This window comes from Psychrobacter sp. AOP3-A1-26, assembly GCF_052378235.1.
GTDB lineage: Bacteria > Pseudomonadota > Gammaproteobacteria > Pseudomonadales > Moraxellaceae > Psychrobacter.
In genome coordinates this window covers 1-12618 of sequence record NZ_JBQSXN010000088.1, presented here as the reverse complement: position 1 = coordinate 12618, position 12618 = coordinate 1, and the positions used below count along the sequence as shown (strand labels likewise).

At 41.6% G+C, this 12618-nt stretch carries 13 protein-coding genes; 6 read left to right on the top strand and 7 right to left on the bottom strand.

Features of this window, described 5'->3' with window-relative positions; genetic code table 11:
- Nucleotides 1-334: helix-turn-helix domain-containing protein (locus ACT3TU_RS12015; RefSeq protein WP_444784415.1), on the top strand; the 334-nt coding region annotated here is incomplete at its 5' end.
- A 235-nt stretch (nt 335-569) separates the two neighbouring features.
- On the opposite strand, the gene ACT3TU_RS12010 is transcribed toward ACT3TU_RS12015, so the two are convergent.
- The 3 genes from ACT3TU_RS12010 to ACT3TU_RS12000 all read right to left on the bottom strand — a co-directional run bounded on the left by ACT3TU_RS12010 (nt 570) and on the right by ACT3TU_RS12000 (nt 4627).
- Nucleotides 570-1307, bottom strand: coding sequence for a sulfite exporter TauE/SafE family protein (locus tag ACT3TU_RS12010; RefSeq protein ID WP_192524820.1), 738 nt, complete (start codon nt 1305-1307; stop codon nt 570-572).
- Nucleotides 1308-1472: 165 nt separating this feature from the next.
- Nucleotides 1473-3776 (bottom strand): TonB-dependent receptor, encoded by a 2304-nt coding sequence (locus ACT3TU_RS12005; RefSeq protein WP_443536585.1) that lies wholly within the window; start codon nt 3774-3776, stop codon nt 1473-1475.
- A gap of 257 nt (nt 3777-4033) precedes the next feature.
- Complete coding sequence (locus tag ACT3TU_RS12000; protein ID WP_192529308.1) at nt 4034-4627, bottom strand: hypothetical protein; 594 nt, start codon at nt 4625-4627, stop codon at nt 4034-4036.
- A gap of 506 nt (nt 4628-5133) precedes the next feature.
- Here ACT3TU_RS12000 and ACT3TU_RS11995 point away from each other — a divergent pair.
- Together ACT3TU_RS11995 and ACT3TU_RS11990 are read left to right on the top strand one after the other, a co-directional pair.
- Nucleotides 5134-5835 (top strand): IS1 family transposase, encoded by a 702-nt coding sequence (locus ACT3TU_RS11995; RefSeq protein WP_444784414.1) that lies wholly within the window; start codon nt 5134-5136, stop codon nt 5833-5835.
- A 253-nt stretch (nt 5836-6088) separates the two neighbouring features.
- Nucleotides 6089-6463, top strand: coding sequence for a hypothetical protein (locus ACT3TU_RS11990; protein ID WP_444784413.1), 375 nt, complete (start codon nt 6089-6091; stop codon nt 6461-6463).
- Nucleotides 6464-6587: 124 nt separating this feature from the next.
- Here ACT3TU_RS11990 and ACT3TU_RS11985 read toward each other — a convergent pair whose 3' ends face one another.
- Together ACT3TU_RS11985 and ACT3TU_RS11980 are read right to left on the bottom strand one after the other, a co-directional pair.
- Nucleotides 6588-6986, bottom strand: coding sequence for a hypothetical protein (locus ACT3TU_RS11985; protein ID WP_193030746.1), 399 nt, complete (start codon nt 6984-6986; stop codon nt 6588-6590).
- Nucleotides 6971-7246, bottom strand: coding sequence for an excalibur calcium-binding domain-containing protein (locus tag ACT3TU_RS11980; RefSeq protein WP_225735343.1), 276 nt, complete (start codon nt 7244-7246; stop codon nt 6971-6973). The genes ACT3TU_RS11985 and ACT3TU_RS11980 overlap by 16 nt, the downstream gene beginning before the upstream one ends.
- 220 nt (nt 7247-7466) lie before the next feature.
- Here ACT3TU_RS11980 and ACT3TU_RS11975 point away from each other — a divergent pair, with 220 nt between their 5' ends.
- Entirely contained in the window at nt 7467-7973 is a 507-nt protein-coding gene (locus ACT3TU_RS11975) for a hypothetical protein (RefSeq protein ID WP_192529528.1), read from the top strand.
- Between the two features lie 24 nt (nt 7974-7997).
- On the opposite strand, the gene ACT3TU_RS11970 is transcribed toward ACT3TU_RS11975, so the two are convergent.
- Together ACT3TU_RS11970 and ACT3TU_RS11965 are read right to left on the bottom strand one after the other, a co-directional pair.
- Complete coding sequence (locus tag ACT3TU_RS11970) at nt 7998-8933, bottom strand: replication initiation protein (protein WP_068406583.1); 936 nt, start codon at nt 8931-8933, stop codon at nt 7998-8000.
- A 385-nt stretch (nt 8934-9318) separates the two neighbouring features.
- Nucleotides 9319-11421 (bottom strand): MobA/MobL family protein, encoded by a 2103-nt coding sequence (locus ACT3TU_RS11965; protein WP_444784412.1) that lies wholly within the window; start codon nt 11419-11421, stop codon nt 9319-9321.
- A 288-nt stretch (nt 11422-11709) separates the two neighbouring features.
- Here ACT3TU_RS11965 and ACT3TU_RS11960 point away from each other — a divergent pair, with 288 nt between their 5' ends.
- Together ACT3TU_RS11960 and ACT3TU_RS11955 are read left to right on the top strand one after the other, a co-directional pair.
- Entirely contained in the window at nt 11710-12228 is a 519-nt protein-coding gene (locus tag ACT3TU_RS11960) for a hypothetical protein (protein WP_192524789.1), read from the top strand.
- 3 nt (nt 12229-12231) lie between these two features.
- Nucleotides 12232-12561, top strand: a complete 330-nt coding sequence (locus ACT3TU_RS11955) for a hypothetical protein (protein WP_193029975.1) — start codon at nt 12232-12234, stop codon at nt 12559-12561.
- Nucleotides 12562-12618 lie beyond the last annotated feature (57 nt).

Genomic DNA, 12618 nt, shown 5'->3' with positions numbered 1-12618 from the left:
TATCAAAGACAAAGGCTTACGATTGGTTGTGGCTGACCTACCAACTACACATACGGTTAGCGGGGGTATGACAGGCGACATCCTCAGGGTAATTAATAATATACTGATCGACTTATTAGCAACGATGGCAAAGCTTGATAACGATAAACGTAGAGAGCGTATTAAGCAGGGTTTAGCAAATAGTGGCTATAAACCTACTGGTAAAAAAGCCAATACAACAAAGCACAATCGAATTAGGGAATTGGCCAGCCAAAACAATATGACAAAAGAGGAGATTGCTAAGGCGGTTGGTGTTGGGGTGGCTACGGTTTATCGAGTATTAAAGCAGGGATGATAGCTGAGGTATTTTAAATATGAGGTGGTGTTCTAAAAAGTATGCTGGCGATAAAAGTCAATAAGAAATCTATGCTAAGTTCTCTGATTCTATAGGGCTTTTCAAGGCTTCAAAATTGTTCAAATTTTAATCAGCATACTTTTTGACACACCACCGATAAAAAAATAGGGCACGCTAAACATGCCCTATCGATAGTTTAAAATGTCATTGCCTCCTATGTACATGAGAGACGTTTTTATTGCTCGTGATTCATTTGCTCGTGATTCATTTGCTCATGATTCATTTGCCCGTGTCCACCATGCATATTGGCCATGATCATCGGCACCGCTATGACGGCTAAGCCAGATAACATCATGATTACGCCATTCACTTGCCTTAGGCGCAAACGCCCGATTTGATTGCGCATCCAGTTGACCGTTCCGTGCGTAGCGACGAGCATGGGTACGGTTCCTAGACCAAAGACAAACATTAACACGGCACCTGTGAGCGGGTCATGACCGACGACCGCCATAAGTAACGCGCCATAAACGAGACCACAGGGTAAAAATCCCCATAATAAACCTGCCGTCAATGCCCGAGGAAAGGTATTTAAGGGGAATACTTTCTGCCGCAGAGGTGCTAAAGCTTGCCAAAAGTGCATACCAAGACGTTCAAGCTTGTTCAAAAAAGGCAGACCTAGCATGGTTAATCCTATAAATACCAAGACCAGGCCTAGTAGGATGCGAGGTGTGCTATTGCCAACCATTAGGGGCGTTAATACAGTGGTGCCAATCACACCGGCAATTAAGCCCAATAGGGCATAACTGAGTAAGCGCCCTAGATGGTAAGTTGCAATGAGGCCGCGTTTTTTTGCTGGACTAGCTTCTTTCATCGATAGTCCGAATGCAGTCACGATACCACCACACATACCTAAGCAATGCGGCGAGCCAAAAAATCCCATTAAGAATGCTGCAATTAATAGTGCCATAGTCATGAAAGTGCTTCCTATAATATAATACCAAATCCAAAAATACGATTAACTTTATTAGACTTGCTAAGCCTGTTAGCGGTCATAGTCAAAAAAGTTATCCTTATTATTCTAATTTTTGGAAATGGTATAAGAGAAATAAAGTCAGTTAACAATCTATCTTAATGACACCTAAAACTTATAGTTAACACCTACATAGAATGAGCGACCCGCGCCAGGTATAGCCGTGCCCCAGTTAGAGCTGCCATCTATCTCCTTATTCATAGACATAGTTCTACCTTGCCCCATGTAGGCACCGCCTAAAGGTAGGGCATGGTTTTTGTCAAAGACATTGTCGATACCAGCCTCAATCGCTACCTGTTTGAACTGATAGCCTGTATTGAGATTTAATAAGCCATAGCCTGCTGTTTTAATTTCGTTGCGAGGGGTGGATACATCCTTTTTAGCTGAAACACCAACCACTTCAATTTGGTTTTTCCAACCGTTGTTTTCCCGATTTAGGGCAACACTGCCATTGAATGGCATGATGTTATATAAGTCTGATCCGCTGTCTTTATTTTTTCCTTTGGTGTAGTTAAGTGATCCGGATATCCCCCAGTTTCCCCAAGCATTGGATGTCAATTCTCGATCGGCTGTCAGGTCGATGCCGTATATCTCAGCATCTTGGTTGGTATAACGCAGTACGTTGTATTGGTCGGCGGTGTGAGTGTCAGCCGCTGTGTTCGTCATACGATCCGACTGTACGGCATCGACATAGTCATCTATTTTTGAATAGTAAGGTGTGGCTTTGACACCCCAGCTATTTCCAGCACCGCGCCAATTTAGGGTGGCAGACAGTGTATTGGATTTTTCAGAACGCAGATTAGGATCACCAAAATAGCCATTGCCATCACCAACAGTGTTATTCATGACAGCCGCCATGGGCCATGTCGACCACGTATAACGCTCATAGAGACTGGGTGTACGTTCTTTATGAGAAAGCCCCAATTCTAAGGTTTTTTGTGCATCAATGTTGTAGCGGCCAATCGCGGTAACGTCGATGTTGTGGTCAGTGCTGCTACGGTCACTGACATTAAAGTTAGCGCTATCTCGCAGCTGATTGGTCATATTGTTTTGACCACCGATTTGATAGCCATGTACTTCATCAGCACTGGTACGTACGTTTTCATAGCGCGCACCAAGCTGGGTCGTCCATTCAGAAGAGATGGCTTTTTCCCACTCGCCATAAATACCGATACGCTGACGTTGACCATTGTTGATATTTTGAAAGTCATTTGGCGACATCATACCGTCGCCAGATGCCGCCCATGTGTCATCAAGGGTATAGTCTTGATATTCAGCACCTATATTGATCGTGCCTTGGTTGGTTAAATCGATAATACCTTTAATATTGGCTCCAATAGTCTTGCTATTAGTATTCATAGGCATACCTGTGGCGGCGCCATATAAGAACTGTTTGTCGTCTCCAAAGTTCATATAGTGATCGACTTTTTCATGATAGGCCTGTGCTTCTAACTGCCCCCAATTTAACTCGCTTTTGTAACGCAAATTAATGCGGTCAAGCTGATTGTCGAGCATGTCCATCCGCTGATTTGGATATAGCTCTTTTGGGACGTTTTGCCACAGATAAGTTCCTTGTAGCAGATGATTGCCACTCTTATAAGCAATGTCTAATGACTGATTTTTGCTTTCATAAGCGGTTGAACCAACTTCGTCTTTCGCTAATGTTTTATTAGGGTTACCTGTTTGGGTATAAGATTTAAAATCACCACCAGCTTTATAGTTATCTGCCTGTGCGAAGCTGCCTTTATAGGTGAGGCTAAGCTGATCGTTTGCCGCTGTGGTCGACAAGTTAGCCCCATAGGCGTCACCATTACTACGATAAAATGTGCCAATTTCACCTGAAGTTAGTATGTTGCTATCTGTTGAAAAGATAGGCTCTGCTGTTTCGACAACGATAGTACCGCCAATACTATTACCACCGACACTCACAGGCGTCACACCTGCATAAACGGTGGTCTTGTCTATAGCGCTTGGCGCAATATAAGACAAGGGTGAGTTCATACTGTTTGGACAGGAGGCGATTGAGTCAACGCCATCTACTAAGATACGCAGACGGTTGTCCGCCAAGCCTCTCATCACGGGCAAGTTTGATATACCACCAGCACTTTGGACATTCAGACCGGGTATTTTTGTCAGTATAGTGGCCGTATCACTGCTTGCCACTTGTTTGCTACTAATAAATTTTTGATTAAGGCTGGTTGCTGTTCCAAGTGCATCGGTACTAGATGGCTTATCTGCTGCTGTCGCATAAACGACGATTGCTGGCAATTGAGTATGTGGCTCATCATCCGTAGTATGCATATACGCCTTTACGGTTGTAGAATCGGCATAAGCGCTACTGATATGCAATAAAGACAAGGCTAAAACACTTAGTTTTAAAATAGGTACAGCGTTCATTAATGAAGATGACATCTTATTTCCCTAGAAATTTGCAAAAATATTTTATGAAATCGGTTATTCAGTTTTTACCAAGATGCAATGTAAGCCAAGTCATTTATGGGCTTAGAGTAGGCACTGACCGAATATTTTCCGATATAAATAGATAGTATTTTGAGTACAGTATTTTAGGCAAATAGGTACAAGTGCCTCAATCAGAGCGTCAAATGAGCGCGTTGATTGAGAGCATTGTCATTAATGCTCTAAAAATATTTGACTATAAATATGGATAATTATATGGGTGTGTCTGATGGTGGAGCGCGTGCGAGGGGTCGTAAAAAATTACTAGGAGAGTAGGTATGTGAGCGATACAAAAACGTGACTGAGACAGTAGATAGCTCAATCAAAGCCGAGTCAGTATGTGTAAAAGCGACTGGCAATAGTGCCGCAGACATGGCAGTGCAAAGGTCGCAGCCACTGTATTTTACGGCATCAGGGTTAGATTCAGAGCTTTCAATCTTATCTTTGCTATATAAGGCTTCCTGTGAAGGTGCAGCATCAACCGTTATGACTGGCTTAACGGTCGCAGGCGATGCTAAAGATAAGGATGCATTATGATGAAGGAAATGACGAGCGGCACTATCAATGGGTATGTTGTGATTCGTTTGCGCAATATCAGTCTGTATTTGCTCATACTGTTTGGCTGCCGATACAATCGGTGCAAGCTCTGCACAGATACCATGACCTAAGTGGGCATTATCATCCCATAGAGGTGTGAGCAACAGCGTGATGTGCATGATCCAAGCAAAACATGCGACCAACATGCCGAACCACATCGTTACCGGTGATGAATATCGTAAAACAAGCTTGTAGCGCTTAGTAGACATGATAGGGTCATCGTATTACCAGCATGCTGATGATGCATAGGTAACATTTATAAGTAAGGGGGCGCACTAACTTAGAACATCATTTCAAAGAATTTCAGAAAGAATTCTTAACAAAACAGATATTATCGTTAACAATGCCATTCTAAGACAATGACTATGGTCTTTACAAGCTTGAATCTTACATTGCTTTTGTAGCGAGTGTAGTAGTCAACTAATTTAAAATGATTAACAAGGGGATTTTATTCAAATACTGATTCTCTTTTCTTCTAGTGGCAAATAGTTATCGAGAGAGTGAGATCTCACGGTCTAAATATAAATAGTCTCTAAATAACAATTAAAATCCTCGGTTCAGAAATAGCTTCATAACTACAATATGGCATCTATAAGCTATGCTGAAAAAACTGTAGAACCCGTTTTGGTAAATTAAAGACTGGTGGTGTGTCAGAAAGTATGCTGAGGAGATGAAATGAGGGTGACAGCCAAAGCAAGATGATATATTTGAGGTTATGAAGACACAAATACAGATCAATTGCCCCGACTGTCACAGTCCCAGTTTTTCGATACACGGCAAAAAAAGCTATGGCAAGCAGAACTACCAGTGCAAGGACTGCAAACGTCAATTCATTGGCGACCATGCCTTAACTTATCATGGCTGTCACTCTAAAATAGAAGACATCATACGGCTAATGACGGTTAGAGGTTGCGGCGTCAGAGACATAGCCGTTATAGCCTCTATTAGTATTGGTAAAGTCCTTAGCACTATAGGCTCATCCATTTACAAGATTGCACCTAAGAAGCGCTACTATGAACGCTTAGAGGTTGATGAGTTCTGGACTTACGTATATCGCAAAAAGCGTAAAGTTTGGCTTATTTATGCTTATGACCGCGCTACCAATGAGATTGTTGCTTATGTTTGGGGCAAACGTGACCTGAAAACAGCTAAGAAGCTAAGAGCCCGTCTTAAACAACTGAAAGTCAGCTATGGCTCTATTAGCATGGATAACTGGGATAGCTTTATAACCGCATTCAAGCCTGACAAGAAACAAATCGGCAAGCAGCATACGGTAGGCATAGAAGGTAATAACTGTCGCCTTAGACACCGATTGCGACGAGCCGTTCGAAAGACCTGTTGCTTCTCAAAGAAGTTTGATAACCACTTTAAGGTGTTTGATTTGGTATTATTCTATGTCAATTATGGCTATGTCTGATGCCAGCATACTTTTTAGAACACCACCAAATATGATAACAATCAGCTTTGTACGTACTAGCAACGCAGCAATTTTATGCCGATGCTCTTGAGCTAATGCTACAAGCTCGTTTTTGGCCCGTATAAGTGGTTCTATTATACCAGTCTGCTATAAATGGTGTATTAATAGGTTTGAAGGGTGAGATAGCTGGTTCCGCTAGGGTATAGTCAATGGAATTCCCTAATGACAGTATTTATGATCCAAAGGTAACAAAATGATAGTTCAAGACAATTTTAATCCTTATCCAAAAGATCTATTGCCTACTAAATTCATCTATCCAGTTAAATATTTAGAAATTAGCGAGAACCCAAAACTCGTTAACCATAATAAAGATTATCACTTTCGTTGGTGGTTTGAGGACGCTGTTAACGAAGGAAGTAAATTATCTTATAGGCTTAGAAATGATAAAATAGAAGGACTTAACTTAGCGCCATTTGCTCAAAATGGCGACTGGTTAGCAAATTTTGATGGTGATGATACCTCAGGCAATCCAAGAGTCGTTGTAGTAGATTTGGGTGATTTGCCATTTCATATGATATGTGAAGACTTTGCTGACTGGCTGACTAAAGCTGAGCAGGACTATTGGTAATAGCTCACCCTAATAGTTTAATGTTTTGTACACCATGAAGTACACTGTGACTATTCCAGTGTGTTTAAACGTTGATGCTATTAAGCTACAGCTTAGGATTCAAGTCCTCACTAGGGTACCGAACTTAATAATTCGCAAGCTCATCCTCTTGCTCATCACAGACCTTCAATCCAATTTGTACGGCCTCACTAAGGTCAGCCCCTTCTTTGACACTATAAGGCACATTTGGCGTCAAACGACTTAGCTTTAAGCCATCTACCGCTGCTTTATTAAGCGGTATACCAACGTAAGATTCATCGGTGTAACCCTTAGGATGAAAAAACACCTCACGACCAAAGGAAGGATTTGAGGCACACGCAATCTCACCCTCAGGCACCGTAAACGGATAAGGTGTTGTGTAATCTTTACTCCATGTCTGCTCACTCACTATGATATAGCCTGAACCATACAGATCATCTTCTGTATTGCCTGAGCTGCACCCAATCATAACGATAGACGCTACTGCAATTAACCACCTGGACATATTGATTCGCATGGTACGCCGTCCTTATCACGATCTAGCTTGGTATTTCCACATTTGAGTGCTTGTTTGGCTTGTTCACAGCTAACCATCTGCCCACAAGTGCGCGGTAAGCCTTTGCATTGAGAGCCGCCAGCACCTTTAGCAAACAACGGATGCTCTACCTCAATATCACTATAAAATGGATTATCAGTGACTGTAACTGCTGCCTGAGAAGATAAGGCAAAGAGAGATAACGCCATACTTAAAATAAATTTTTTCATAAAAACTACTTTTTTTGATATCCAAAACACTGCGTTCAAGTATTAATAATACCCTATATTTGTTCAATAAAGTGAGTGCTGTATAACTAAACGTCTGATTTACACAGCAGATTATTTATAATTTGCCTGATAGACGGGTTAGTGCCATAGTTGTTCACTGAACGTTCTGGACAGTTGTACTGTACAGTCTCTAAAAACGTACTTGAACACTAGGTGAACAATGAACATATCGGTGACAAAAGCGGCAAAAGAATGGGGTGTATCAAGAACCACGATCTATCAGAAAGTCAATGATGGTGAGCTTTCTAGAACGGCAGACAAGAAAATAGACGTTTCGGAAATGTTGCGAGTGTTCGGTGAGCCGATTTCTAAAAAACGTACTGAACGTTCAGTGGACACTGTTCAAAGTACACCTCTGAACAGCCAAAGTGTTCAGTACAATACGGACATTGAACACCTATTAGCGCTTGAAAAGCTCAAAAATGAGCACCTGAGCCAACAAGTAAGCGATCAAAAGAAGTTGATAGAGAATTATCAGCAGCAGATAGTACAATTGAACAAAACGCTGGATAAAGCCAACGCCAGTATCCATGATTTCGCACAAGTAAGACTGCTAGAGTTTAAGCAAGCTGAAATAAGCGATGAGCCGCCACTTGAACAAGAGCAAGAAAAAAAAGACGATTCAATCGTCGCGACGGCTAAGAAGAAAAAACGGTGGTTCTTTTGACTTTAACGGATATTTGAAAAAACATTAGTGTTTAATCTTTGGTAAATAGCTCTCTAAACCTTTATTGGGCTTGTTAAAACTTTCAGGCTCTCGTTGTATGATATTAATCATTTCGCGCTTAAATGCGTCAGTCTGCATTTTGCCGTCATAACTTAGGCTTGGATGATCGTTATAGTCATTCATAAACTGCACGCTATCGACAATGGACTGGATGGCTGCTTGCGATAATGCACCGTCTGCACCCGTTAGCTTGTCTAATGTTTTTTTATGGAAACTCAGCTTTAAGCCTCTAAATCCCTTACCTCTCGATTTCTTCTGATACTCCACGCTAACACTATAGTTTGTATTCTCGTTAATGTCGTTAATAGCTGTTTCAATAACAAATTGTCGCAAATGACCGAACTGCTTGTATTTACCTTTGACATTCATTACATGCTTAAATTCTTCAAGTGTAAAATCTTTGCTGTACTGAAACTGATTAACCCACATAACGACTAATTCATATAAACGTATTGAGTGGATACTTGATAACTCGCCGATTTCAAGCAACTTATACTTAGTAAAATTAGCTCTTAGCTGTGTCAAATAAGGCAAAATCTTTTCTGCAAAAGATAAAGAAACTTCTCCGTTATCCGGGTCATAGACAATACTACTGATAAGTCTTGTTTGAAGTATTTTGTTTTCGGGCAAGCTCATTACAATATCAACGTCATACAAACGCTTACTTGCGTTTTCCATATCACGATAGACGTTCTGCTCGTTTTTAGACTTCTTACCAAAGAACAGTGACTTTATATCATCTACAGACACTTTAAATTCAGTCTGTTTTGTTACTTCTGGTGCGTCAGGTCTGCTGTCTATCTGACTAATACACGCTAGCATTAGCTCTTTGTCTGTTTTTTGCATTGTGTATGTTGCTAAAATCAGCTCGTTTGATTGAACAACTAAATTATTTTCCATTTTTAATCCTGCTCATTTACTGTTTTTTTAAAAACATTCAAGCTATGGTAACATCAAAAACGGTTAAATAAACAGTTAAATAAACAGTATTTAATATATGACTGTTTTTTCTGCTCATTTACTGTTTTTTCTGCTCATTTACTGTTTTTTCTGCTCATTTACTGTTTTTTCTGCTCATTTACTGTTTTTTCTCTTTGTAAGCTATTGATATTAAAGGTGAAAAAAGGCTCTTAAACAGGAGTAAACAGGAGTAAACAGGAGTAAATAAAAACCCTTAAAGAAACGGGTGATAAATTTTTTTGTGGATAAGTGAAAAATCATCACTTTAACAACGTAGCTTGCCTAAGTAACTTATCCCTCAGTAATCGTTTTTTTAAGGATTAGATTAAGGACTAAATCCTCGGCTAGGTGAATGCGCTTTATTAACTTGATATTGGTACGACTCTAAACCACCCTGTAACGCTTTGTATTGGCTTTCAGACAGCTCTTTGCCATATTGCTCAGTAAACGTCTCTAAAGTGGCTTTAAGCGCCTCTGAGTAGGTTTTACGCTGGGTTGGTGGTAAAGAGTTAACATCACGCAACGCAAGTTTGAATTGCTGACAGGTTTTATCCAAGGTATCTGCTAAATATTCTTTGGCAACGTCTCTTGCCTCAACTGAATGACTATCATTATTGATGTAATGGTTTAACCCTTCTATGTAGCTAGACGATGAGATGATGTCCCGAGTCATTCTGCCAACCTCTCCTGCGCTACTACCTAACTTGTCGATGATACTGCTATTAAATTCCGCTCGTTTTTGATCGATACTGTCTCTGAAATCTGTAAAATGTTTGGTAAGCGCTAGATACTGCTCACGTTCAGCGTTAGGATCACGCAACAGCTTGATAATGGCTTTGTTGTTTTCAACCAGCGTGTAATCAAAACGTTTGGCCACTTGGCGTAAGTGCGCGGTAAATTCCACGGCTTTATCGTGGTCCTCAATACCATGGCGCTGTGCAAACTCGCTAAGTTGCGCCACTTGACGCTGATCAAATTTATCAGGGGCGTCAGCCGCGGTTTCTCCTTGCTCCCATCTGATAGCCATCGCCTCACCATGACGTTGTATCAAGCGCATCGCTAGGTGCAGCTTCATACGTTCAGCATACTCAAAGATTCTCTCATCTTTAAAACGGTTTGCTCGAGTGTCTCGATCAATACGTCCTTCTTGTCGATCAAGTCGAGCAGCTCTTGCTCGTCGTGCGTCGTCATCGAAGGGGCTGGGGGCTGGTCTTGCACTTCGCTCAGTTGCTTTGTTAATTTCAATATCTGACTTTCCGATAGCTTCAGTGATTCCCTCAATTGCTTGTTTTGTGTCATCACATCGCTTTGGTAGGTTTTCGCATCGTTTAGCTGCCCAAGCAATGCCTGATTTTGCCTCTTCAACGCATCGTTTTGTGTCGTCAACTCGAATTGCCGTTCTATTATTTTGTTCTGTGCAGTACGTAATGTGAGGTTCTGAGCTTCCAGAGAGTTGTTTTGCAAAATCAGCTCGCTGTTTTGTGCCTCCAATGCTGCCAGGTAGTCTTGCATTTTTCTTAGTTGCCCAAGCAAGTCCTTTTCTAAGTGCGCTAATTCGTCGCTCATTGTCTGCCTCCTGTTTGATATGGTTCTCAGCCACCAAGTTATTACGTGCTTTGATGGCGCGGTTGGTATTACCTTTTTCGGTCGTGATGCCTCGGCGCTCCATTGCCGTCGCCTCTACTCCCATTTTAATGGTGGGCTGCTGATCAAGCCCCTGATCCTTGTAACTGCGCGCATCCATCAGCGGTAGATGATATTCGGCCAATACCTTATTGGCGGTATCTACCCACATCTCCCGAATACGCTTAATCTCCTGCATCGATGACGGCAGATCATGCGCCTTACGTTTTTTATTAGACCACTCAAACGGGGTCTTAAGCTTTGGATCAAATGCCAAGGTTTTATTTGGTCCAATGGTAGGCGCTCGAGTAGTGACTAAAATATGCGCGTGAAAATTACGGGGATCAGGGTTTTCCTCACCCTCACGCAAATACTTAGAACTTGGTGGTACATTAGGATCGAATGGCAACTTCATCACCGGACGATGGATACACACATCCGCAATCACATCCATATCGTCACAAAGCTTTTGGGTAAAGTTGATAGCCAGTGAATGGCGCTCTTCCTCAGACAACTCATGAGGCAAATTAATCAGCCACTCACGCGCCACCCGACTGTCCGAACGGGTCTCTGCCGCTTCGGCAGTATTCCAAAGCGTCTCCCGATCCACACTCACACCCAGCACCTTTAATGAAAATGGTAAAACGATATCGCTGCTCATCACCCCAGACTTTTTACTATAGTCATGGGTCTTACCATATTTGGCATCATCAAGCACATCGCCAGCACGATAGGCCGCCGACGCCACAGCCGACTGCCCTGCTTTTCGAGAAATCGCCTTTGTTGCAATGTGTACCATCGTCATAAAGAGCCACCTGCTATTTTTGCTTTTTGCACACCACCGCTTTTTGTGGTGTGCGGGGTTTGGGGTTTCCCCAACGAAGAAGGATTCAAAATTAAGAATAGTAACGAAGTGAATAGATTAAATTTTGAGTCGTTACTTCGCCCTTAGTCAGGGAGACGCCACCATCAAATACTAAAATAATATATCTGAGGTGTCTGATGTGGTTGTGTTAAAGCTTATCACAAGTGATTGAATGATAGTGAGGTGCTTGCTATGCTAAGTAAAATTTAATTGATAAGGATAAATCTGATGTCAGTATCTAATAATAAAGCGCCTGTGTCTATTTTTGATAATCAAGATTCTAATGAGTTAAAAGAGCGTCAACGGTTGGAAGAGTTAAAACGCCAAGCTAAGGTTCAGCAGGTAAAGCTAGAGAAGCGCCTGAACAAGCAGAAGATTTTGATGGGGGCGTTTTTGGGTCAGGTATTGGCAACTGATGGTGAGAGTGAACAGATGATCCGAGAGTATTTTGCGATTCATTTTCCAGATTTTCTAACGAGAAAATCGGATAAAGAGTTGTTTAAAAGCATGATTGAAAGTTTGGGCGGCGATGTGGGCTTGGGTGAGGAAGAAGATTCATTTGCAGCCAACGCAAAAGAAAATAATCAAGAGGCTATTGATCAAAACATAGGTGTTGAAAGCAATCAACCTAGCAGTAGTCACCAAACGCAATCTGACTCTATGGCTAATTATGGGGAACAGGATTCGCTGCTAGATGATAATAGTTATGCTACTGGTGGCAGTAATCCAAACTATCATGGGCAATAGGTTATGTTTGTTGAAGAGCATAAAGCTGCGCTATTAAGTTTTGACGTAGACATAGAGCCATATGTGGTTGATGGCGTGGTGGCAGATAGTGAAGGCGCTTTATCTGTGATGCTGCCACTTGCTAGGAATACGATTGCGATTAAATTTGCAGAAGACGATCCGGCTGTTGCAAAAATGGTAGCTCGTGCATTTACTTTGTTTGAAAGGTTTTGCACCAGTGAGCAAGCCTATGCTTTTTATCATGAAATGATAGACTCTCCTAAGCTTTATGAGCGCGTGATGCAGTTCGTGACTCTGATGTTGAGAGAGTTTCCTAAAAACTGTATAAGTTAGTATTTAGATTGAATATGCACCTATAAAGAAGAGCATTTCCTACGTACATACCACTGT

Bases quoted from the DNA above. Each gene is read 5' to 3' on its own strand.
- ACT3TU_RS11990 (WP_444784413.1), top strand. From the start codon at position 6,089: ATGATAGTTCAAGACAATTTTAATCCTTATCCAAAAGATCTATTGCCT.
- ACT3TU_RS11980 (WP_225735343.1), bottom strand. From the start codon at position 7,246: ATGAAAAAATTTATTTTAAGTATGGCGTTATCTCTCTTTGCCTTATCT.
- ACT3TU_RS11970 (WP_068406583.1), bottom strand. From the start codon at position 8,933: ATGGAAAATAATTTAGTTGTTCAATCAAACGAGCTGATTTTAGCAACA.
- ACT3TU_RS11955 (WP_193029975.1), top strand. From the start codon at position 12,232: ATGTTTGTTGAAGAGCATAAAGCTGCGCTATTAAGTTTTGACGTAGAC.
- ACT3TU_RS12000 (WP_192529308.1), bottom strand. From the start codon at position 4,627: ATGTCTACTAAGCGCTACAAGCTTGTTTTACGATATTCATCACCGGTA.
- ACT3TU_RS11985 (WP_193030746.1), bottom strand. From the start codon at position 6,986: ATGTCCAGGTGGTTAATTGCAGTAGCGTCTATCGTTATGATTGGGTGC.
- ACT3TU_RS11965 (WP_444784412.1), bottom strand. From the start codon at position 11,421: ATGACGATGGTACACATTGCAACAAAGGCGATTTCTCGAAAAGCAGGG.
- ACT3TU_RS12005 (WP_443536585.1), bottom strand. From the start codon at position 3,776: ATGTCATCTTCATTAATGAACGCTGTACCTATTTTAAAACTAAGTGTT.
- ACT3TU_RS11960 (WP_192524789.1), top strand. From the start codon at position 11,710: ATGTCAGTATCTAATAATAAAGCGCCTGTGTCTATTTTTGATAATCAA.
- ACT3TU_RS11995 (WP_444784414.1), top strand. From the start codon at position 5,134: ATGAAGACACAAATACAGATCAATTGCCCCGACTGTCACAGTCCCAGT.
- ACT3TU_RS11975 (WP_192529528.1), top strand. From the start codon at position 7,467: ATGAACATATCGGTGACAAAAGCGGCAAAAGAATGGGGTGTATCAAGA.
- ACT3TU_RS12010 (WP_192524820.1), bottom strand. From the start codon at position 1,307: ATGACTATGGCACTATTAATTGCAGCATTCTTAATGGGATTTTTTGGC.